Here is a 21975-nt window from a genome sequence, read left to right as displayed (position 1 = left end):
CCCTTGCTCGCGGCGCCCCGCCCCCCCCCCTCCACCCGGGCCACACCACCCCGCCCCCCCCCGGGCCCCACCCCCCCGCCCCCCCCCCGGGGGGGGCGCCCTTCGAGGTCCGGGGCTCAGAGGTGCGTGAGCTCGGCCACGCCGATCGACGAGTCGGCCATGCCGTAGAACACGAACGTGCGCTCGCCGATCTTCTCGACCGCGGTCGGGAAGACGACGTTCGCGAGCGTGCCCTGCGTCTCCTCGGCGGTCTCGGGAGCGAGCAGCGGCTCGGGCGAGCGCGCGAGGATGCGCCGCGGATCATCGGCGTCGAGCAGGATCGCACCGGCGGAGTACACCGACCCGTGCGCCAGCTCGAAGCCCTTCGGGGTCGCGCCGGAGACGCCGTGGTGCAGCAGCAGCCACCCCTCCGGCACGCGCAGCGGCGAGGGGCCGGCGCCGATCTTCGCACTCTCGTACGCCATCTCGGGCGCGGCGATCATGGCCGAGCCGTGCACGCGGGTGAGGGTGGAGGCATCCGCTCGTGCCGCTTCGACGTCGACGTAACCGATCCAGATCGACGGACGATCGTCGTCGATCCCGGCCGGCGGGCACGCACCCTCACCGGGGCGCAGCCAGTCGAGGTCCCACATCGGGCGATGCAGCAGGGCGATGCTCGGGCGGCCGTCCGGGCCGGGGACGAGCTCGGGGAAGAACACGATGTCCTTGTTGGCGAACAGGTTGAGATCGCTCGCGAGCTCGGGCTGGTACGCGAACTGGATCGGTCCGAGCCGTTCCCACGAGATGGTGTCGCGTGAGACCGCGAGAGCGGGTCGCGGGCCGAGCGGGCCGTAGGCGATGTAGGTCATCACGTGCAGGCCGAGGGGCTCGAGGAAGGTGATGCGGGGGTCCTCGACCCCGCCGTTCTGGCGGCCGTGCTCCCACTGCTCATCGGGGGCGAGCACGACGCCGAGGCGCTCGACACCGACCGGCACGCCGTTCTCGACGATCACCCGCGCGCGCGCGATGCGCGAGACGTTGCCCGCGGCCACGACGCGCGGGAAGAGGTAGAGCTCGCCGTCGGGGCCCCAGGCCGTGCCGGGGTTGAGCACCCCCTCGGCCTCGAGCGGGTCGTCGTCGCTCGCCGTCATGATCGTGCCGAGACGGGTCAGTGCGTAGGGGATCCGCGTCGTGAGGTCGGCGGCGGGTGGGGAGGATGGAGTCATGGCGATGCCTTCGGGGTCTTTCGGTGTCGAGTGCTCAGCCCTTGATGGCCGAGCCGAGGTTCGCGGACGTGAAGTGCCGCTGGAACAGGAGGAAGAGCGCGACCACCGGCACGGCGAGCACGCAGGCGCCGGCGAGCACGGCGCCCATCGGGTTCTCGAGGAACGAGCCGTTCGTCTGCGAGAAGTTCGCCAGGCTCACGGCCAGGGTCTGCTTCGTCGCGTCCTTCGTGACGAGGAACGGCCACAGGAACTCGTTCCAGGGCCCGATGAAGGTCACGAGCATCGCGGTGAGCACGGCGGGGCGCACGAGCGGGACGGCGATGAAGAGCAGGATGCGCACCTCGCTCGCGCCGTCGATGCGCGCGGCGTCGAACACGTCGCGGGGGATCTGCAGGAAGTACTGGCGGAAGATGAGCACGGCGACCGAGTTGATCGCGAAGGGCAGGATCATGCCGATGAAGTTGTCGGCGAGACCGAAGTAGCGCACGACCATCACGTACAGCGGGATCATGAGCAGCTGGAACGGGATCGCCTGCACGAGCAGCACGAGCGCGAAGACCATCCCTCGACCGCGGAACGAGAGAACCGCGAGCGCATAGCCGACGAGCAGACCGAACACGAGGGTGCAGCCGACCACGCCGGCGGTGAAGATCAGGGAGTTCAGCAGTGAGCCGAGCAGGTTCACCGACTGGTTGATCGCGACGAAGTTGTCGAAGGTGAGGTTCTGCGGAAGCGGCAGCAGACCGAACAGACTGGTGTCGCGCGTGCGCTGGAGGGCGCCGATGATCATGTAGTAGAACGGCACGAGCGCCGCGAGCGCCCCGATGAGCAGCAGCACGAAGCGCAGCACACCGAGCACCCGTCCGCTGCGCGCGGAGCGGGCGGCCTTGTCGGAAGCGGTGCGGGTCGTCGACGTGGTCATCGGTTCTTGCCTTCCGTGATGCGGCGCGAGACGAGCGAGACGATCATCACGGCGATGACGAGGATCATGCCGATCGCGGCGGCGATGTCGGGCTTCCCCTGTTGGATGCCCTGCTGGTACATGAGCAGCGCGGGGGTCATCGAGGCGTTGTTGGGCCCTCCGCCGGTGAGCAGGTACGGCTCGGTGAAGATCTGCCCGGTGGTGATGATCGACAGCAGCACGACGAGCGAGGTGACCGGGCGCACGGCGGGAAGCGTCACCGAGCGGAACCGTTGCCAGCGTCCGGCGCCGTCGAGCTGGGCCGCCTCGTGCAGTTCCTTGGGCACGTTCTGGAGCGCGGCGAGGTACAGCAGGATGTAGAACCCGAGGTTCTTCCAGGTGACGTACACGGCGATGAGCGGCATGATCAACGCCGGGTTGGCGAGCCACGACGGGTCGGGGGCGAGCGAGCCGAGCAGGGAGTTCACGACGCCGTTGCCGTTGAACAGGAAGATCCAGACGGCCAGCGTCGCGACGGATGCCGTCACGTAGGGCACGTAGTACGAGATGCGGAAGAAGCCCTTCCAGTGCACGACGGCGTCGAGCCCGGAGGAGAGCAGCAGACCGAGCACGACGGTGAGGGGCACGTTGATGACGAGGAAGATCAGCAGGTTGCCGAACGCCTGCCGCACGATCGGGTCGGCCAGCACGGTCGCGAAGTTCTCGAAGCCGACGAACGGATGCTCGACCGCGACGCCCGGGGCGGTGAAGTAGAAGTCGTGCACCGACATCCAGATCCCGAATCCGAACGGGATGAGGAAGACGACGATGACGAAGAGGATGTACGGAGAGCTCAGCAGGAGTCCGAGGGGATTGTCGCCGAGCCATCGGTGCAGCGCGCCGCCGCGACGACGCGGCGGGTCGGCCTTCGATCTCTGCGCTGGTGCGGCACTGCCCATGGCGATTGTTCCTCACTGATACGACCGTTCCGTCGTCGCATCCGGCCGTGGTCCGGTGGTGCGCGACGGTGACAACTCCTTTAGTAAACCGGTTTTGCTGTGCGAGGTCAACCTGCCGGACTTCCGGTGGAAGACGGCGCTAAATCCCGCTAAACGGTCGGTTACACTACAACCATGAACGCGACTCCCCCCGACGGCGTCGGCGCCGATCGGCCCGCCTCGCCCGTGCTGCAGCGCAAGATCACCATCGGCGACGTCGCGGCCAGGGCCGGCGTCTCGAAGAGCGCCGTGTCCTTCGTCTTCAACGGCCGCTCCGGCGTGGGTGAAGAGGCGCGCGAGCGCATCCTCGAAGCCGCTCGCGCTCTCGAATGGCGTCCGGATGCCCGGGCGCGCGCTCTCTCGCGCAGCCGGGCCCAGGCGCTGGGCCTCGTGATCCGTCGCGCCCCCGAGCTGCTGAGCACCGACCCGTTCTTCCCGCAGTTCGTCGCGGGGGTCGAGAGCTTCCTCTCGACCGTCGGCTACGCCCTCGTGCTGCAGGTCGTCGACGGCGAGGAGGCCGAACGCGAGGCCTACTCGCGCTTCGCCCACGAAGCCCGGGTCGACGGCGTCTTCCTCACCGACCTCCGCGTCGAGGACGAGCGTCCGGCCGAGCTCGCCGGACTCGGGATGCCCTGCGTGCTGCTCGGTTGGGGAACCGGCGAGGGCACGGCGCCCATCGGGCTCGATGACGCCGCCGGCATCCGTCGTGCCGTCCGCCATCTGCACGCCCTGGGTCATGAGCGCATCGCGCACGTCTCGGGTTCCGATCGCTACGTGCACTCGCGCGTGCGTCGCGAGGCCTGGGCCTCCGAGCTCGCCCAGCTGGGGCTGCGCCCCGGCACCGTCGTCGAGGCCGACTTCACCGGTGCGGCCGGCGCGCGCGCGACGCACGAACTGCTCGACGACCCCGAACCGCCGACCGCCATCATCTACGCGAACGACATCATGGCGATCGCCGGCATCTCCGCCGCGATCGATCGGGGCGTCCGCGTGCCCCACGATCTCTCGATCATCGGCTTCGACGACATCCCGCTCGCGCCGTACATCATCCCGCCGCTGACGACCGTGCGACAGGACGTCTTCCAGTGGGGCAACGCCTGCGCACGCGCCCTCGTCTCGATCGTCGAGGGGAACGAGCCGGGAGCGATCGAGCTGCCTCCGGTGGAGTTCATCGTGCGGGGCAGCACGGGACCCGTGCGGGGGCAGGGCGAGGCGATCATCGAGGCGGCGGGATGACCGCGCCCGCCCCGCGCCTCGTGGCCTTCGATCTCGACGACACCCTGGCGCCGTCCAAGAGCGCGATCGACCCCCGGATGGGGGCGCTCCTGGTGGCGCTCGCCGAGCGCGTGACCGTCGCCATCATCTCCGGCGGGCGCCTCGAGCAGTTCACGGCGCAGGTCGTCGACAGGCTGCCCGCCGCCGGCCCGGAGACGCTGGCGAACTTCCACCTGCTCCCGGCCTGCGGCACCCAGTACTACCGCATCCGTCCGCACGGGATCGAGACCGTCTACGCGCTCGACCTCGCTGCGGGGCGTCGCGCCGCAGCGACGGCCGTGTTCGAAGAAGAGGCGCGCCGGCTCGGCCTGTGGGAGGAGACGACCTGGGGCGATGCCATCGAGGACCGCGGCTCGCAGATCACCTTCTCGGCGCTGGGGCAGCAGGCTCCGCTCGATGCCAAGGCGGCTTGGGATCCGACGGGCGAGAAGCGCAACGCGCTCAGCGCCGCCGTCGCCGCTCGATTGCCGGATCTCGAGGTGCGCTCGGGAGGGTCGACGTCGATCGACGTCACCGAGCGGGGCATCGACAAGGCGTACGGCATGCGACGGCTGGTCGAGCAGACCGGCATCCCCCTCGACGACATGCTGTTCGTCGGCGACCGGCTCGATCCCGCCGGGAACGACTACCCCGTGCTCGCGATGGGAGTCGCGTGCCATGCGGTCACCGGCTGGGAATCGACGGCGGAGTTCCTGGAGGGTCTCCTCCCTCGGTTGTGAGGCGGGGCCGACACCCGTTCGGGAGGAGATCACACGGATGGGAGGACGGATTCTGAGAATTCGTCCTCCCATCGCGGTGTTCTCCTCCCGAACCGAGGGCGGGAAGAGCGCCCGGGATCAGCCGGCGGCCGGCGCGATCTCGTTCGGCGTGACCTCGAGCTCGGTGCTCGCGAGCACCTCGCCGGTGGTGAGGTCGACGGCGTGCACGCTGTTCGCGGCGGGCTCGGTCACGTAGGCGATGTCACCGGCCACGACGATCGCGGGGTGGGCGTCCTGCCACTCGGCGGGGCCCTCCCACGCGTCGATCACGGGGTAGGTGTCGGTGATCTCGCCGGACTCGGGGTCGAGCACGTGGATCGACCCGTCGGAGCCGAGGATGTACGCGAGTTCACCCGGGCCGCGGGCGACGTCGCGGAACGTGTACTCCGCGCCCTCGGGCAGGTCGACGACCTCGTACGTCAGCGCCTCGGTGTCGATGAGGGTGACGGCGCCGAGCAGGTAGCCCTCGGCGTCGGGGTCGTTCTTGTAGTCGCCGACGATGATCGGGCTGGATTCGCTCACGTAGGCGTTGCCCATCCGGCCGTAGGGCTGGTCGGGAGCGGAGAGCTTCGTGATCTCGCCGTCGGCGTAGACCAGGGCGCCGTCCTCGCAGCCGAAGACGACGACCTCGTTCGCGGCCGTGCCCTCGCCGTGCACGCCGGGGCACTGGTCCGACGAGGCGATCTCCGCGCCGTCGGCGTCGCGCACGACGATGCCGTTGCGCCCGTCGGCGTTGCCCACGGTGGTGAGGAACGTGCCGTCCTCGAGCACGATCGAGACGCCGTGGTGCGCCTCGACGCCCGCGATGGTCTCGACCTCGGGAAGTCCGTCGGATGCCGCGAGATCGGCCGTGTCGAAGATGGTCGTGTCGCTCGTGCCGTCGGCGTAGAGGATCGTCTTGCCACCGTGGCGAACGACGTGACCGGGGGTGTCGGCCGCGAAGACCGTGTCGGTGAGGGCCGCGTCGTCGGAGGAGCCGGCGCCGGTGTCGAGCACCTGGAAGCCCTCGCTCATCGTCACCATGACATGCCGGTCGTCACCGGCCGGATTGAGGCGGGTGAACTCCTCGGAGTCGAAGTCCGCGACGGTCTCGAGGGTCTCGCCGTCCAGCACCAGGATGCCGCCGTCGTACGAGATCGCGACGCGGGCGCCGGCATCCGTCGTCGAGCTCTCGCTCGCCGGGGCATCCGCCGCGGGGGTGGTCGAGCAGGACACGAGGGTCACGACCGCGCCGAGGGCGACGGCACCGACCAGCGCTCTGCGCAGGGGGATTTTCTTCATGCAGGTGCTTCTTTCTCTGTGAGGGGTGGTCTCAGCGGGTGAGACCGGAAACGATGCGCTCGGTGTTGACGCGCATCATGGTCAGGTAGTCGGGGGCGCCGCCGTCGGCGTCGGTGAGCGACTCGGTGAAGAGCTCGATCACCTCGACGTCGATGTCGGCCTCGTCGGCGAGAGCCCGTGCAAGACGATCGGGCGACGACGACTCGGCGAAGATCGCCGGGACACCGGTCTCCTCGACCGCGTCGACGAGGTCGGCGAGATCGGATGCCGAGGGCGCGGCGAGCGTCGTGCCCCCGGGGATCACGGCCCCGACGACGTCGAAGTCGAAGCGCTCCGCCAGGTAGCCGAAGACGTGGTGGTTGGTGACGAGGGCGCGACGGTCGGCGGGGATGCGCGCGAAGGCATCCGTCATCTCGGCATCCAGGTCGTCGAGCTCGGTGCGATAGTCGGCGACGCTCGACTGCAGGGCGTCGGGATCGATCCCCTCGATCTCGGCGAGCGCGGGTTCGAGCGCGTCGACGACCGCGAGCATCTGCGCGGGATCGGTCCAGAAATGGGAGTCCGGCATGCCCGCGGCATCGCCCTCGCTGTAGTCGAGCACCTCGATCGCATCCCCGGCGACGAAGGTGCGGGCGTCGGAGGCGGATGCCGCGTCGAGGTGCTGCTGCAGCCCCTCCTCGAGTCCGAGTCCGTTCGAGACGATCAGGTCGGCCTCGCGGAGGGTGGCCGCCTCCTGCGCCGAGATCTCGAAGGAGTGCGGGTCGGCGTTCGGCTTCATGAGCGTGACCACGCGCGCCTGATCACCGACGAGCTGCTCGACGACGTCGCCGAGGATGTTCGTCGAGACGACGACGAGGGGGCGCGCGTCGGTCGCGGGCGGCGCGCACGCCGTGAGGGTCGCGGCGAGCAGGCCGACGGCGGCGAGGGCGGTCGCGGCGCGGGAGCGGAGGCGGGGCGGTCGCATGTCAGCGTCCTGTCTCGGCGACGAAGGCCGGCTCGGTGGCGGTCTCGAAGGTGCGGGCGATGCGGGCGGCATCGGCGTAATCGATCTCGTACAGCTGCCGCTCGACGGGAGCGCTGAGGTAGGCGCGGTGCTGGTCGGCGACGAGCACCGGGGCCGCGCCCGCCGCGAGCGAGGCGGCGACGAGGGGCGCCGTCTCGGCGCGCAGCGAGCCGTCGGCGGCGTTGAGCACGAGCATCCGCCCGTCCTCGGCCAGCCCGAGAAGGTGGCCGTCCGCGTCGTCGACCGCGGTCACGTGCACGAGCGGAGCCGGTGCCGTGAGCAGCGTCCAGGTGCGGGCCCGGGTGTCGAGCAGGCGGATGTCGGTCGGGCTCGCGAGACCCGCGACGGTCGGGCGCCCCTCGCGGTTGTCGAAGGAGGCGACCGCGCCGGTGGGAGCATCCGCCGGGTACGGGATGCGCTCGACGACGAGCTCGCCGTCGTCGACGTGGGCGAGCAGGGCGCCGTCGGCGCATCCGATCACGGCGCCGACCCGGGTCGTGATCGTGCCCGAGGGAGCGGCGCACGTCTCGTCGAGTCCGGTCGGTTCGCCGTCGGCGGTGTAGCCGGCGACGCGCGCCCCGACCCCGTCGACCGCTTCGGTGACGAGCGCGAACGACCCGACGGGGACCACGAGTCCGGCGTGCGGCTCGCGCTCGAGGCGGAACTGCTCGCGGATCTCGCCCTTCGAGAGAGCCTCGGTGCTGAGCAGCACGGCATCCCCCGAATCGGTGAACGAGATGCCGGTGCCGCCGGAGGTCGAGCTGTTCGTCGTGGCGACGGTCGCCGAGCCGTCGCCGTCGATCGTTCCGAGCAGGGCCGGGGTGGCGCGGTAGTAGTGGAAGTGGTCGACGTGGTCCCACGTCCACACGCCGCTGTCGACGATCTCGATGCCGTCGCCGACGTCGGCGAACAGGTAGCGGCCGTCGGTGGTCATCGCCCGCGGTGCGTCGATCGCGCCGATCTCGGTCACGGTCTCGTCGAGCAGGTCGAGGTGCGTGACCGTGCCGGCGGGGTCGATCGCCGTGAGTCCGAACGGGGGTTCGGCGACCTCCTCGGCTCCGGCGATCGCGCCGTGACCGTCGCCGGTGGAGGGGGCGTCGGTCGCCGTCTCGGCGGACGTGTCGGCGGTGGGGGCTCCGGTGCAGGCGGCGAGGCCGAGCGTGAGGGCGCCCAGGAGGGCGAGGGAGGTCGAGCGGGAACGCACGGGGTCCTTTCGGGGGCGGGTGGGGCCGGTTCGGGCGGTCATGCCGACACCGGTGCGGTCGTGGCGTGGGTCGTCGAGCGAATGCCGGTGACGGCTGCTCGGGCGACCCACGAGAGGCAGGTGAGGGCGATCGCCGCGGCGGCGACGGATGCTCCGGCGGCGGTCGCCGCGAACCATGAGGTCGTGAGGCCGAGGAACACGGCGACGATGCCGAACAGGCAGGCGAGCAGCATCCGTGTGGGGATCCGGGTGGTCCAGTGGCCGGCGGCGACCGCGGGGGCGAGCAGCAGACCAACCACCAGCATCGAACCGACGGCCTGGTACGAGGCGACGACCGCGAGGGTGACGAGGCCCACGAGCGCGGCCTGTGCGAGCCGCGGGCGGAGGCCGAGCACAGTGGCGATGCGGGTGTCGAGCGCCAGCGCGACGAACGAGCGGTGGAAGCCGCAGGTCACGGCGAGACCGATCGCGGCGGCCGCGGCCAGCAGCACGAGGTCGGTCGAGGTGATGGCGAGGATGTCGCCGAAGAGGATCGCGGTCGCGTCGGTGGCGAAGCTTCCCGAGTGGGAGATGATGATGACCCCGAGGGCCAGCATCGAGACGAACAGCAGTCCGATGCTCGTGTCGTAGGAGAGCTTCGCCCGGCGCTGGAGCGCACCGATCCCGACGCTCATGGCGACCGCGCTCAGGGCGCCGCCGACCAGCACGGGCAGGCCCAGTACCGTGGCCAGCGCGACGCCGGGGAGCATGCCGTGGGCCAGTGCCTCGCCGAGGAACGCCATGCCGCGGATCACGACCCACGTGCCGACGACGCCGCAGAGGATCGCCACGAGTGCGCCGCCGAGCATGCCGCGCTGCACGAACTCGAGCGCGAACGGGGCGAGGAGAGGAAGGGTCACGTTGAGCGAGCCTAGGGCTTTTTGAGAATGATTATCAAACTCATATGATCAAGACATGACTTCGCCACCCGTGCTCGCCGATCCGATCGCCGCCCTCGACGACGTGCACGTCGCCTTCGACGGCGTCGACGTGGTGTGCGGCGTCGATCTGCGCATCGTGCCGGGGGAGTTCGCGGTCATCGCGGGGCCCAACGGTGCCGGTAAGTCGACCCTGCTCGAAGTGCTCGCCGGCACGCGCTCGCCGCGGCGCGGTCAGCGTTCGGTGCCCGGCGCCGTTGCCTTCGTGCCGCAGCGCGCGGCGATCCCGCCCCGGTTGCCCGTCACGGTGCGCGACGTCGTCGCCGTCGGCGTCTGGGGTCGGCTCGGACCGTGGCGACGGATTGACGGCGAGGCGCGCACGGTCGTGACTCGGTCGCTGGAGCGACTGGACATCACCCGCCTCGCGCCGAGCCCGTTCGCCTCACTCTCGGGCGGGCAGCAGCAGCGCGCCCTGCTCGCTCAGGGTCTCGCGCGGCAGGCCGACCTGCTGCTCCTCGACGAACCCACGACCGGGTTGGATGCCGAGAGCGGCCGGCGCATCCGGTCGGTGCTGCGCGAGGAGGCCGATCGGGGCGTGGCCGTGGTCTGCGTCTCGCACGATTCGGCATTGCTGGATGCCGCGGATCGGGTCGTTCGGGTGGAAGAGGGGCGGGTCGTTCGGTAGCTCCGCCCCGCCTCCGTTCTCAGTTCTCAGTTCTCGGTCGGAGTCGGGGCCGACGGCTTCTGCGGCACCGGCTCCCACACGACGAGCAGGAATGCCGCGATCGGTCCGAAGAAGAGCGTGAGCAGGAACCACGTCCACGCCGAGCGGTTGCGCGTGCGGGCGTAGCCGCCCGCGAGCAGCGCGACGGAGGTCCACATCGCGGAGACCAGGGGGGAACAGGGAGTTGTAGTCCATGCGCTCGACCCTAGGTCGAGGATTCCGGGGGCGGCGGCGCCGGTCGGGCGCGCCTGCCGATCACCTGCAGGGAGTTCTGACACGTGCAGGGAGAAACGGGCGGATGCTCCCTGCATATGTGTTCTCTCCCTGCAGGTGGATCCGGAAGGAGCGGATCCGACAGGAATGTCGGAATCAGAGTGAGATGACATCAGGTGTCATCTCAAGGCTGCCCCGCGCATCCGGGCAAGGGCGGATGCGGGAATCGAGCGAGCTACTCTTGGCCGTCGCGCCTCGCCTCGAACGATGCTTGCGATCCGTTCCGACTGGGGTGGCGCAGTTTCGCGACAATGATCTCGAGCGCGTCTTCGAGGTTGCTGGCCGCATCCAGGAAGTTAGTTAGGAGGTCTGGTGTGAACTCGACCCGTTCGGCATCGTGTACCAGTTGGTTTCTGATGCGCTGTAGTCGGATCGCAATGCTGGCGGTCTCTTCACTCATGAAACCGTGGGGGACAAGCCTCCCGGACAGCGTTCCCATGTTGCGTGCGGCCGTGTCGCTCATGCCGATCAAATTTCCGACTACAGCTGCGACGCGCTCCACGCGTTGCCACGCAATCAGCATCTCTCCGTAGGCTGCCCGATCCGACGACTCGTATCCGTGGCGGACGCCAGCGGCCCACTTGGACGGCGATGCCGTCCGGAACGTCTGCTCGATGACAGCTGCAACCTCAGGGTCGCGCATTGCGGTTTGGGGATCCTCAGGCGCGCGCTGCTGGTCCGCGGCTGGCTCGCCATTAGACGTTGAAGGTGATTCGCGAGAAGGGGAAGATCCCGTGGGTCTGTCGCGAAGCTCAGGTAGCCCTTCAGCATCTATGGCGACGTCCGCGAGCTCGCCTGCGAACCTGGCATCGAAACCCATCCCACTGAACTTTCGGAGTCGACGCAATGCTTCGACTATGGGACGTCTGAAAGTGCAGGCCAAGATAAGAGCGGTACCTGGCCAAGCGAGCACTTTAAGGAACTCGAGGACCAGATTCAACCATCTTTCGAGATCATCAGGCCAGGGCATGACCTAAGTATGCATTAGTTACCTAAGTATGCATTAGTTACCTAAGTATGCATTAGTTGCGGATTGTCGACCTCTCCGTTCACAGGCACGCGCCTCCGAGTCACGGGGGTACCTGTACAGGACGCCGGGGCGACGCTATTCGGGTTCGACCCATCTCCACTTGATTGGCAGCTGTGGATCGACGTCACTCTCAAGAAGAACACTTACGAGGGCGAGCCTCTCCGGGCTGATGAACAGATCGTCTGGAAGCTGACCGGCCTCGATCTCATACAGCCGATGCGCGGCCACGAGCATGTCGTGGGCTCGAATCAGTCCGCGTCGCGAGGCGGTGAGAACATCCTCGGTCTCGCTTAGCTCCTTGATGTGGTAGCGCCGCCAGACGCCGTATTGCTCTCCGATGGCCGTGTGCTCTGGATCTAGGAAAAGCTTCCCAGCGTCGCTATTCACCCACTTTTCCAAGAGAACTCGACTATGAGTGTCTCCGGGGACTTTCGCGCCGATTGAAAGTTTGTGGCGGCGACCGCGATATAGACCGATCTCTACCTGGCTACCGTCGAAGATCGCCCTCTGATGCAACGTCGTGTTGCGTGCTCGTTTGATTGCGTTGAGCCATCGGCCCTGCTTGAAAGAGCCGCTGACGCGATTCCAGTCTGCAATCCGACCCGTTCTCTCGATCTCCTTCTGCAGAATCTCGCGAACCGAGCTAAGTGCCGTTACAAGAGAGTTTAGGTTAAATCGAAAGGCCCTGGGTTCGTGATATTCCGCGTCGAATCGGCGGGCAACGTGGAAGCTCTCGCTGAGTCGATCCTCAGCAGCAGGTAATGGGCACTCGACTGATTCGCTGGCGAGCTGACAGATGACCATCCTTGATGGTACTGCCGACCAGGTGCGTCCAGGAGTTCGGTCCGCGGTGCGCTCGACTTTTAGAGCGATCTCAATGCGATCGGCGTCACTTCGATAAACGTTTGGTCCGATGTCCTTGCGCTGATGCCAACTGCCTTGCGCCGTGCGAGGTCTCGTCTCGTCCGACAAGCGCAGACCAGTGCGGCCGCGGCCGCATCGAGCCGCGGACTCTCCGCACTTGCTGACGGCGATGTGGGACACTCGGCTCGATGATATCCCTCGAACAGATCGCGGCCGAGGCTATTCAGAACGGCTGGGCTACGATGCGTGGAGACATTCGGGCGTTGCTTCTCGAGGCGAGTGGGCTCGGATGGAAGCCAGTTCCAATTCGGAGAGGGGAGCCGGCGCTGAGCACTCTGCGCGTTGTGGATGTCGAAGACGCTCGCGACCGATCCTTAAGCGCAATGGTCGGCCGCGCCCGTCAACCGTTGCACACCGATGGCGCGCATCACCGCTTGATGCCCGATCTCGTCCTCCTCGCAGCGATGGCGCCTTCGCCAACGCCGACTCTGCTGTGCGCGCCGGGTAGCCCGACGAAAGCAATCAACGTTGCTCTCATCGCAGCGCGTCGGGAGTCGACCGCCGGTTCGCGCGGCCGCTAGCGTGCGTGACGCAGCGCGTCCAAGACAACTGTCACCAGCGCCCCTTCGTCTAGATCGGCGACTGTCTCAGCGTTCGCTCGAAAGACTGCTTCGAGCTCCCTGCGCAGCTTCTCAGAGTTGGCTGCAGCGGCCATGGCGGAATTAGCCTCCTCGGAACTGGGATTGATCAGCGTCATGAGTGTAGTGTCGCGCGAATCACGGCCCAGGGAAAGCGCAGATTGCGGTAGCGCCCTCGCGTCGGTGCTTCAAGCTTCTCCAGGTCACCGAACACACAAGGCTCGAGAAACGCCATTTCGGCATTTAGCACCGACTCCGTCGGGGAACGTCACGGCTCTCGCTGGAGCCACTCGGCCGTGCTCGCTCGATGCGATGTGCCGTGGCGCTCCGACCTCGCGAGTCCCGCAAGGAGATTTTCTGAGCTCGGTTGATGCTTGTCTGACTGTCTCGACATCTACCCTGGATCAAATCGATGCAATACGGCTGTCACCGTTGCCAGCCTCGATGACAGACTGATGAAGTCCACGACGAAAGTGCTCGTGGTTGAACCATTGCATCGGTTCCAACGCCAGACGTGGGCGTCCCCCGAGCAACGTGATCGCTAGCGGAAGGTGGCAGGCATGGCTTCACGAGGTATCAGAGAGTTCATGTGGGCTTTTCAGCCCCATTTCCGGGCGAGTGCAGAGAGCTTCATCAATGACGCCCTGAAACGAATCGGGCTACCAGCCGCGCCAGAGGTCATCCTCATTGGATTCCGTGAGGCCGGGGAGGGTCCGAACCCGATATGTGTAGAGCCGGAGAACGGCAAGTATCCGTCGGGTCTGTTCACCGATGTGATGAAGGTAGCGGAGGACCTTTTCGCGGTCCGCCCAGACAAGGACACGATCACCACGGACGCCCGTCTCCATGAGAGTCGCACTACTGCCAGCCGGGAGAAGGCGCGGCGAGCCGCGATTGCCTCAGCCCTAGAGGGAGCGACGCTAGGGCTAGACCGCTACTTCTTCGTCGGCGTTCCAAGCCGAGTGGCCGACTACCGCGTCTACCCAGTAATCGGGGTACTCAGGTCGCGTTGGGATACGGCACCCGCCCTGCCTGCGGATCCGCAACCGCCGCACGCCAGACCTGGAGATACGGGCTATCCGCGATCCCTGCAGCATGCCGTAGTGCGCGAAGGACTGCGCGAGATGGCTTTGGCACTGTCTATGTCTGCCGAGCCGCAGGACCTTCGCAACTGGTCCCATGAGCTCGCCCCGGAAACTGTGCGCACCGCGGCAAGCTTCTTCGCGCGTGGGATCGTCGCCTGCTACGGCAGCATCTACGGAGGTGATCTTTTCAACGCAATGAATGGGGTGTCTGCGCAGCCTTACGAGGGGCGCACCGGAGTCGGAACACTCTTGATCGGCCGGGATCCCGGGCACCCTTCCGACTTCGAAGTCGATATCAACTTCAGATCCGCGATCAAGCTCTCAAAGACCCGTGCGCTGCGCAAAGCTTTGGAACTCACCGACACGCAGCTCGCCCTCCTGACCGATGGGGACGCTGCTTCGGGACTCGGGCGCATTCGAGATACAGGCACCATGACGGACGTCTTCGAGGTGACCGTGACAGGGAGGGGACAATGGGGTCTCGGAACCCCAGGTCTGCCGCTGCTCGCGGTCGAGAACGGCACTGCGACCCTTCCCCGTGATCGAATCAGCCACGCGAGTTTCATCGATACTGTGGAACGGGTATTCAACGGTGCTGGCGATGGTGATGCTCTCTGGATGCTGACGGAGGCTGCGGTCGAGCAACAACACGGGACCATGCTCGTGGTCCGCACAGATGCGGAACTCGAAGCCGAGCGTTTGGCACCCCAGGCGCTTGCCATCACTCCACGTCATCTAGACCCCGTGAGTCTGGCTAGTCTTACCGCCATCGATGGAGCGATCCTCGTCGGCCCGGACGCCCGATGTCATGCGGTTGGCGTCATCCTCGATGGCCAGGCAACCGCCGGAGTAGGAGACCCCTCGCGTGGCGCACGCTACAACTCCGCTCTGCGGTATCACCAAGGGGCCGCAGCTGGGACGACCTTGATTGTAATCGTGAGCGAAGACGGGATGATCAACCTCCTTCCCAATTTGCGCAGGCGGGTCAGTCGAAACACGGTCGAGAAAGCTGTCAGGGCGCTCCTCGCCGCGGCGAAAGATCCCGTCGACTTTGAGCAGGCCTGGAAACGGTCGGAGCATGTCCGGTCTCTGGCCTTTTATCTCTCCGCTCAGCAGGCCAGCGACGCCAACGCCGCGTTCGAAGCCATAGAGCAGGCGCGGGAACGATCGGTAGGCCCAGGCGAAACGGGAATCACCCGCGTCGGATACACAAAATTGGCGCCCAACCCGGAGATGAATGAAAGCTACTTTCTTGAAGACTAGGGATCGCCAGTCGACGCAGAGATTGACAGGCGAGGCGCGTCGGCCCGTGGCCCATGCGAGAAGTGTTGCGCCAGAGAACCGACTGAGTGAGGAGGTCGCTAGCGTCTCGCGCACGGCAATCGATTCTTCTGCGGTTGTCGCCTCGCAATTGCGACACAGGGTCGCTCTCGACCTTCGGGCGAGGCGGTGTATCCATCGATTGCTCGGGCCTTGATTCATGGGGCGACATTCGTCCTTGGGAAGGTCGATGAGGCGCATGGAATGTCACTTGCCGCGCAAGAATGGCAAGGTGTTGCGCAATCCCCCACCTTGGGGTCGATGCGCAGGTCATCGTGACGGTCGAGCGGAGCTGCAGTGCCACAAGAGATGAAGGTCGTGACGTTGTTCATCGCATCGCCTGGCGGGGTCGACGCCGAAAGAAACATCGTGGAGGCGGCGGCGGGCAATCTCAACACAAGTCTTGGCGAGATCCATCGAGTGATGGTCTCCGCGCGGCGCTACGAGCAGCTGGTCGGCGCAGCAGGTAATCCGCAGTCTCAGATCAACGTCCACGCTGATGACGCTGACATTTTCATCGGCATCCTTCATCGTCGATGGGGTAGCCCAACAGGCAACGGACACGACTCCGGGTTCTTTGAAGAGTTCTCGAGGGCTCTGGGCCGGTGGAAGCAGACCGGGCGCCCTCGCATCGCGCTTTTCTTCAAAGAGGTGGATGCGGATAGTATCAAGGATCCTGGGGCGCAGCTGAGCAAGGTGCTCGATTTTCAGAAGCTCATCGAGCAGGAGCACACAGCCTTTTACAATCGGTTCTCGACGACAGCGGAGTTGGAAACGCTTGTAACCAGGCTCCTTGCCGAAGAGCTCGCACGGCTCAGTAGCGCGCCAGAGCCATCGGCCGGTGCGGGCGCCACAGCAGAGTTCGATTCCGCTACTCCGCCGCCAAAGCCAGCCGCGGGTGAACCGCTGTCGGTGGAGCTTGCAGTTGTCGTCGAAGCGTTCGGTGATGTTCTTGCAGGGCGGGAAACTGAAGCAAGGCTGGACTTTGACCGCCTCGAGATCTTTGCAGTGTCCATCTCACGGGACGACGACGACGTGCCGGTGCATCTAGCCAACCGGCTGTTCCGTCGGCGTGACGAGCTAAGTCTCATCGGGGCGGAGCTTCGTGCATGGTTGCGGCGCTACGTCCAGGACCAGGGTTCAGTGACAGGACCAGCGGATAGAGTCATCCCGTTCGCGGCACTTGTCGATAGGGGGTGGATCTCAGATCGCTTGGAAGAGGAAAGCGAGAGCTTTCTGGCCAGCGATGACAGCCGAGTCCGCCTTGGAGCATTGCGGCTGCTGAGCGCCTTGAGGTTGCGGCCGAAGAATATCTGGCCCCGCGCCACCAAGGGACGCGACGGACACCTTGGCGATGTGTGGAGGGCCGCGGCCGGTTCTGCGACGAAAGCCGAAATGGTGCGCTATTGGCTCGCTGTTCATCGCCGTGGCGACCTCAGTCGGGCCCGGGCCCTGGCGAAGCAGAGCGGCGACCTCGGAGTTGTCGGGCGGGCGCTGGCGGGCCTATTCGCCTCTGACCGCGACGCGAGCTCGCTGCTTGAGGTGGACAAGACCCTTCTCGTAGACCCTCTGGTCCGACAACTCTTCGGCGGCGTTCCACCTGAGTCAACGCTGGCCGATGAGGCTCTCGCCGGCCTCGTCAGTCAAAGCTATCTCGGGGTAGAGATCCGTGCTGCGGCGATCCGCGAGATTCTCGCCCGAGATGCGCTCCCCGCCAAGGCGCTTCGCAAGCTCGTGGTCTCAAGCGACGACTCCACGTGGGCACGGACACTCCGCGAGGCCGAAACGATCGCCACCGGTGCGCAACTGGTTCGGGACACCGTGGGCCTTCTCGGCGAACTCCTCGAAGGCTCCGATGATACTGATGGTCGCCGACGAGCGGGCGAGCTCCTTGCGGTGATCGCGGGAAGCAACGACTCGGTGTCGTCCGCGGTGCAGGCGATCATCGACCGCGCTCCGCAGTTCGATGAAGATGCCGTGAGGTGGCGGTTCGTGCTGCACGCTGGCGACCCCACGGATCGCACTTTCGCGCATTCGCTGGTGCGGGGCGATAACGAGCACTTCGTGGCGTACTTGGACGGGCTGAGAAGCGCGGGATGGGCGCCGCGCACCATCAAGTTCGTACAGGAGCGCATCGAAACGCACGCACTCGAATACCTTCTGGGACTCGACGATGCGGCGCATGACGAAGTACTCGCCCGAGGGGTTCGACGCATCGCGTACGACGATGAGTCATTGTCTCAACGGAACGCGAAGAATCTGCTTGCTTCGATTCCAAGCGACAGCGATGTGGAGCCCCTGCTTGCAGAGTCGTGGTGGCTCCGCAACGCTAGCGATTTGATACCGAATCTCATGCGGGCAGCAACTCTGAAGCGACTTCGCACTCTCGCGGCGTCGGCGGACGAGCCAACTGCGGTGGCCGCGCTTGAAGAACTACGACATCGGGACCGCAGGCTCTCCGACGCGGCGCTGAAAAAGCTACTTCGCAGTCCGCTACCGGAGGTTCGAATGCACGCTTTCTCGCAGCTTGTCGACGGCGCGGATGACGCGCGGATCACCGAAGTTCTGACCGAGTACGTCAACGGTAAAGGGACGCATTACTACAACGTGATCTCCGAAGCAGATCGGCGACTCAGCGGTATGCCCATATAGCGATCCCGGCTCAGAGGCCGACTCATGGCTTTCCCGGTCGTATTGGAGGGCAGCACGATAAAACTGGCCTTACTCAGCTTGCCGGAGCGGGTGGTCAACCAGTCGCTGTACTCCAGCGAGTCGCGACATCTAGTGTCATCGAGTCGCCCGTATGTCACCGCCCTGTGGCCTGTGTCACCAAGACGCGATTCCGACAGGAAACCTCTTGACACGTCCCCCGCCCGGGTCTAACGTACAACCAAATGGTTGCACAAAGAGAACTCACCGAAGCGGAGGTCGACCGTGTCTTCCACGCACTGGCCACGTCGACCCGGCGCGACATCCTGCGCCGGACGATCGAGAACGAGCAGTCGGTCTCGACCCTCGCCGCCGAGTACGAGATGTCGTTCGCCGCGGTGCAGAAGCACGTCGCCGTGCTGGAGGCCGCGAACCTCATCGTCAAGCGCGCCGAAGGACGCGAGCGCCTCGTGCGCGCGAATCCCGAGATGATCGCCCGCGCCAAGGCGCTGCTCGCCCGCTACGAGGCGCTGTGGCGATCGCGCATCGCCCGCCTCGACGATCTGCTGGCCGCGCCCACCCCGACCACCGACAACACCACGAAGAACACCGAACACACCGAACACGAACAAGGAGACTGACAATGCCTGTCACCGATGTGATCACGGATGCCGAGAACCTCACCATGACGGTCATCGCCGATCTGGCGGCCCCGGTCGAGCGGGTGTGGGACGCCTACAGCGACCCGCGGCAGCTCGAGCGCTTCTGGGGTCCTCCCGGATGGCCCGCCACCTTCACCCACTGGGACCACACCGTGGGTGGCACGGCGAACTACACGATGAACGGACCGCGCGGCGAGAAGGCCTCCGGCACCTGGGAGTTCCTCAACATCGACGGCCCGAACGGGTTCGAGGTCATCGACGCCTTCGCCGACGAAGGCGGTACCCCCGACCCCAACCTGCCGTCGATGCGCATGACGTTCACGTTCAGGCCGACCGCCGAGGGCACGCGCATGGTCAACACGAGCTATTTCGCCTCCGCCGAGGCGCTCGAGCAGGTCGTGGCGATGGGCGCCGTCGAGGGGACGACGCTCGCGATGAGCCAGCTCGACGCCGTGCTGCAGGACCTCCGCGACTACGCGCAGGGCAAGGGCACGCGGGTCGAATTGCTCGACGACACCCACGTGCGCATCACGCGCCTCGTCGAGGGGCCGCGTGAGCTGGTCTGGCGTGCGCACAACGAACCCGAGCTCATGAAGCAGTGGCTGCTCGGACCCGACGGGTGGGAGATGACCGAGTGCGTCGTCGCTACCGAGGTCGGGCAGACGTACCGCAACTCGTGGGCACCGACCGGCGACACGGAGGGCGAGGCGTTCGGCTTCGAGGGCGAGGCGCTGCTGATCGACGCCCCGAAGCGGTCGGTGCAGACCGAGCGGATGATCGGGATGCCGGTCGAGACGCTCAACGACCTCAACCTCTACGAGGAGGACGGCGCGACCCTCATCACGCTGTACATCGAGTACCCCGACAAGGAGACGCGCGACATGATCCTCGCCACCGGCATGGCCGACGGCATGGAGACCTCGTACGCCCGTCTCGAGCGGGAGCTGCTCGCGGTCTGACCGTTCACAACTCCGGAGAAGCCGGCCGATTCCGCACGGATCGGTCGGTTTCTTCGCGTTGCGGGCGCTGATCTCCGGAGTCGTGAACGGTTGCCGGTGCCCAGCGGAACCTGTCGACGAACCGGCCCAGTCGAGGCATCCGCACGAGGAGGAGCAGGATGCCGTAGCCCAGAGCGCCGCCGGTGACGTTCGAGAGGAAGTCGTTGATGTCGGCGACGTGACCACCCGCGAAGAACCGCTGCGCCGCGAGCTGCGAGAGCTCGACCGCGAGGCTCACCCCGGCGCTGATCGCGACGACTCGCGGCCACGTCGGACGTGCGAGCACGAGCGCGACGAGGATGCCGAGCGGCACGAAGACGAGAACGTTCGTGAGAGCGTCGGCGATCTCGTAGTCGGCGAAGGGCACGAGCGCGAGTGCCGGAGACCAGGGCTCCCTACTGCTCGGCTTGTTCAAGAAGATCGGGAAGATCGTGTTGCCGACGATCCCCGCCGCGTACACGGCGAAGGCCGCGGCCACCGCGGCGCGGGGCCACGAGAACGCACGGCGGATCTGCAGTCGCCACAGCATGAGCAGGAAGACCACGAGCGCGAGGGGAATGACGACCGGCAGCACCGGCACTTCGCCGAAGGGATTGTCCATCGCATTCGACGTTACGGTCAATGCCGTCGCCGCCGCGTCAGCCTGCGGAGTGATGTTCGGCACTCGCCCGTGGCACCAACTCAGGAAGAATCGACGATCCGGGCCCGAATCCGGGGGTCTCCGTGCCCGACGGCCGCACTCTTCCTGAGTTGGGTACGCCCTCCCGAGCAGCCACCGTCCACCCGGGCGGGATAAAGTGGCGACACGATGAGGATCACGCGCCGCACTCTGCTTCTGGGCGCCGGGGCCGGAGCCCTTTCGGTGCTGCTCGCCTCGTGCACCCCGGAGCCCGAGCCCACGCCCACGCGCACCCCGACGCGTTCGCCCGAGCCGCAGCCCACGAACGGCGTGCCGCTTCCGGCCGCCAGCATCCGCTCGACCTGGACGAGCGACCAGTACGCGTTCGGTGCCGTCAGCTTCGTGCCCGCCGGCGTGGGGGCCGAGACCCGCAGTGCCCTCGCGCGTCCGGTCGACGACCGCCTGTTCTTCGCCGGCGAGGCCACCGATGAGGAGGCCCCGGCCACGATGCGCGGCGCGATCGCCTCGGGTGAGCGCGCCGCCGATGAACTGCGGGATGCCGCGGGCGACGGCGAGCGCATCGCCGTGATCGGCGCGGGTCTCGCGGGCGCCACGGCAGCCGCGCGGCTGAACGACGCGGGCTTCGAGGTCACCGTTCTCGAAGCGCGCGACCGCGTCGGCGGACGCGTGTACTCACGGGTCGACGACGCCTGGCCACTTCCTCCGCAGCTCGGCGCATGGCTGTTCGGCGAGGCGGATGCCGACCTCGTGCAGACCCTCGAGGCCGAGGACATCTCCGTCGTCGACCTCGCGGGCTCTCTCTGGCGCTCGCCCGACGGAGACACGGATGCCGTCGCCACCGAGTCCCTCACTGCAGCGATCGCCACCGCTCAGGCCGCCCCCGTCGACAGCTCGGTCGCGGATGCTCTCGTCGCGGCCGGCGTCGACACGGCCGACCCCACGGTCCTCGCCCTGCTGGCGCTTCTCGCTACCACCTCGGGTGCCGAGGCCGCGAAGCTGTCGAGCTGGTTCGCCCCACCGCTCCCTCCGGCCGAGCCCCGCGCCGCCCGCGACAGCCTGCTGCCGTTCATCGAGCACACGCTCGACGGCGTGCAGGTCGGTCTCAACCAGCCGGTCACCCGCCTCGCCTACGACGACACCGGCGTGAGCGTGCGCATGGGCACCGGTGAGGCGCTGTCGTTCGACCGCGTCGTCGTGACGGTGCCGCTCGGAGTGCTGCAGGAGCAGGGCATCGAGTTCGACCCGCCGCTGCCGTTCGCCAACCGCGGCGCGATCTCGGCGCTCGCGATGGGGTCGATCGAGACCGTGTGGCTGCGCTGGGACGAGCCGTTCTGGAATGCCGAGGAGGCGGTGTGGCACACGGTCGGCGACGATGTCGGCATCCGCACCTGGATCAACCTGCTCCCCGCGACCGGCGAGAACGTGCTGGTGGGGATCGTCGGCGGCGACGCCGCGGCGAGATTCTCGGAACTCGGCAAGGACGAGGCGGTCACCCTGGCGCTGGAGGCGCTCGGGCCCTACGCCGCCTGACGCGAGCCCGCGCCGCCTCA

General features: G+C 67.0%; 20 protein-coding genes. 8 read left to right on the top strand and 12 right to left on the bottom strand.

From position 1 onward, the window contains the following. Positions 1-116: 116 nt before the first annotated feature. The 3 genes from ACI2JZ_RS13850 to ACI2JZ_RS13840 are packed head-to-tail and all read right to left on the bottom strand — an operon-like array spanning position 117 to position 3065. Positions 117-1205, bottom strand: a complete 1089-nt coding sequence (locus tag ACI2JZ_RS13850; RefSeq protein WP_404598108.1) for a glycosidase — start codon at positions 1203-1205, stop codon at positions 117-119. Positions 1206-1239: 34 nt separating this feature from the next. After that, positions 1240-2127 carry a carbohydrate ABC transporter permease gene (locus ACI2JZ_RS13845; protein ID WP_404598106.1) on the bottom strand — a complete coding sequence of 296 codons (888 nt, stop codon included), beginning with the start codon at positions 2125-2127 and terminating at the stop codon, positions 1240-1242. Beyond that, entirely contained in the window at positions 2124-3065 is a 942-nt protein-coding gene (locus ACI2JZ_RS13840) for a carbohydrate ABC transporter permease (protein ID WP_247623778.1), read from the bottom strand. The genes ACI2JZ_RS13845 and ACI2JZ_RS13840 overlap by 4 nt, the downstream gene beginning before the upstream one ends. Before the next feature lie 174 nt (positions 3066-3239). On the opposite strand from ACI2JZ_RS13840, the gene ACI2JZ_RS13835 reads away from it, so the two are divergent. Together ACI2JZ_RS13835 and ACI2JZ_RS13830 are read left to right on the top strand one after the other, a co-directional pair. Further along, positions 3240-4340: a LacI family DNA-binding transcriptional regulator gene (locus ACI2JZ_RS13835; RefSeq protein ID WP_404598105.1), complete on the top strand. Its 1101-nt coding sequence runs from the start codon at positions 3240-3242 to the stop codon at positions 4338-4340. After that, on the top strand, positions 4337-5098 hold the full coding sequence (locus ACI2JZ_RS13830) for an HAD-IIB family hydrolase (RefSeq protein WP_404598104.1): 762 nt from the start codon (positions 4337-4339) through the stop codon (positions 5096-5098). The genes ACI2JZ_RS13835 and ACI2JZ_RS13830 overlap by 4 nt, the downstream gene beginning before the upstream one ends. Positions 5099-5215: 117 nt before the next feature. Here ACI2JZ_RS13830 and aztD read toward each other — a convergent pair whose 3' ends face one another. From aztD to aztB, 4 genes are read right to left on the bottom strand one after another with little or no spacing between them, the layout of a single operon-like run. Continuing rightward, entirely contained in the window at positions 5216-6418 is a 1203-nt protein-coding gene (gene aztD, locus ACI2JZ_RS13825) for a zinc metallochaperone AztD (RefSeq protein ID WP_404598103.1), read from the bottom strand. 31 nt (positions 6419-6449) lie between these two features. Beyond that, entirely contained in the window at positions 6450-7382 is a 933-nt protein-coding gene (aztC, locus tag ACI2JZ_RS13820; RefSeq protein ID WP_404598101.1) for a zinc ABC transporter substrate-binding protein AztC, read from the bottom strand. A 1-nt stretch (position 7383) separates the two neighbouring features. Beyond that, on the bottom strand, positions 7384-8667 hold the full coding sequence (locus ACI2JZ_RS13815) for an ABC transporter (RefSeq protein ID WP_404598100.1): 1284 nt from the start codon (positions 8665-8667) through the stop codon (positions 7384-7386). Then, entirely contained in the window at positions 8664-9524 is an 861-nt protein-coding gene (aztB, locus tag ACI2JZ_RS13810; protein WP_404598098.1) for a zinc ABC transporter permease AztB, read from the bottom strand. Before aztB ends, ACI2JZ_RS13815 begins: the two co-directional genes overlap by 4 nt. Positions 9525-9579: 55 nt before the next feature. Here aztB and aztA point away from each other — a divergent pair, with 55 nt between their 5' ends. Beyond that, positions 9580-10227, top strand: a complete 648-nt coding sequence (gene aztA / locus ACI2JZ_RS13805) for a zinc ABC transporter ATP-binding protein AztA (protein WP_404598096.1) — start codon at positions 9580-9582, stop codon at positions 10225-10227. Positions 10228-10253: 26 nt separating this feature from the next. Here the strand turns inward: aztA and ACI2JZ_RS13800 are convergent, their stop codons facing one another. The 4 genes from ACI2JZ_RS13800 to ACI2JZ_RS13785 all read right to left on the bottom strand — a co-directional run bounded on the left by ACI2JZ_RS13800 (position 10254) and on the right by ACI2JZ_RS13785 (position 13190). Next, positions 10254-10424, bottom strand: a complete 171-nt coding sequence (locus ACI2JZ_RS13800; protein WP_404598095.1) for a hypothetical protein — start codon at positions 10422-10424, stop codon at positions 10254-10256. 290 nt (positions 10425-10714) lie between these two features. Further along, positions 10715-11509, bottom strand: coding sequence for a hypothetical protein (locus tag ACI2JZ_RS13795; RefSeq protein WP_404598093.1), 795 nt, complete (start codon positions 11507-11509; stop codon positions 10715-10717). A gap of 135 nt (positions 11510-11644) precedes the next feature. After that, the gene (locus ACI2JZ_RS13790) at positions 11645-12613 is read right to left on the bottom strand and encodes a hypothetical protein (protein WP_404598091.1); all 969 of its coding nucleotides are present in this window, start codon (positions 12611-12613) and stop codon (positions 11645-11647) included. Positions 12614-13010: 397 nt separating this feature from the next. After that, positions 13011-13190, bottom strand: coding sequence for a hypothetical protein (locus ACI2JZ_RS13785; RefSeq protein WP_404598089.1), 180 nt, complete (start codon positions 13188-13190; stop codon positions 13011-13013). A 441-nt stretch (positions 13191-13631) separates the two neighbouring features. On the opposite strand from ACI2JZ_RS13785, the gene ACI2JZ_RS13780 reads away from it, so the two are divergent. From ACI2JZ_RS13780 to ACI2JZ_RS13765, 4 genes are all read left to right on the top strand, one after another. Then, positions 13632-15419, top strand: a complete 1788-nt coding sequence (locus tag ACI2JZ_RS13780; RefSeq protein WP_404598087.1) for a hypothetical protein — start codon at positions 13632-13634, stop codon at positions 15417-15419. A 375-nt stretch (positions 15420-15794) separates the two neighbouring features. After that, on the top strand, positions 15795-18128 hold the full coding sequence (locus tag ACI2JZ_RS13775; RefSeq protein ID WP_404598085.1) for a hypothetical protein: 2334 nt from the start codon (positions 15795-15797) through the stop codon (positions 18126-18128). 242 nt (positions 18129-18370) lie between these two features. Further along, positions 18371-18766: an ArsR/SmtB family transcription factor gene (locus ACI2JZ_RS13770; RefSeq protein ID WP_404598083.1), complete on the top strand. Its 396-nt coding sequence runs from the start codon at positions 18371-18373 to the stop codon at positions 18764-18766. A 2-nt stretch (positions 18767-18768) separates the two neighbouring features. Then, positions 18769-19746 (top strand): SRPBCC domain-containing protein, encoded by a 978-nt coding sequence (locus tag ACI2JZ_RS13765; RefSeq protein WP_404598081.1) that lies wholly within the window; start codon positions 18769-18771, stop codon positions 19744-19746. Between the two features lie 4 nt (positions 19747-19750). Here ACI2JZ_RS13765 and ACI2JZ_RS13760 read toward each other — a convergent pair whose 3' ends face one another. Further along, positions 19751-20386 carry a VanZ family protein gene (locus ACI2JZ_RS13760; RefSeq protein WP_404598080.1) on the bottom strand — a complete coding sequence of 212 codons (636 nt, stop codon included), beginning with the start codon at positions 20384-20386 and terminating at the stop codon, positions 19751-19753. A 207-nt stretch (positions 20387-20593) separates the two neighbouring features. On the opposite strand from ACI2JZ_RS13760, the gene ACI2JZ_RS13755 reads away from it, so the two are divergent. Then, the gene (locus ACI2JZ_RS13755) at positions 20594-21955 is read left to right on the top strand and encodes an FAD-dependent oxidoreductase (protein WP_404598079.1); all 1362 of its coding nucleotides are present in this window, start codon (positions 20594-20596) and stop codon (positions 21953-21955) included. Positions 21956-21975: the final 20 nt, after the last annotated feature.

This window comes from Microbacterium sp. NPDC087868 (assembly GCF_044900755.1).
GTDB classification, from domain to species: domain Bacteria; phylum Actinomycetota; class Actinomycetes; order Actinomycetales; family Microbacteriaceae; genus Microbacterium; species Microbacterium galbinum.
The sequence above is the reverse complement of the archived record's forward strand: the minus strand, read 5'-3'. Positions and strand labels throughout refer to the sequence as shown.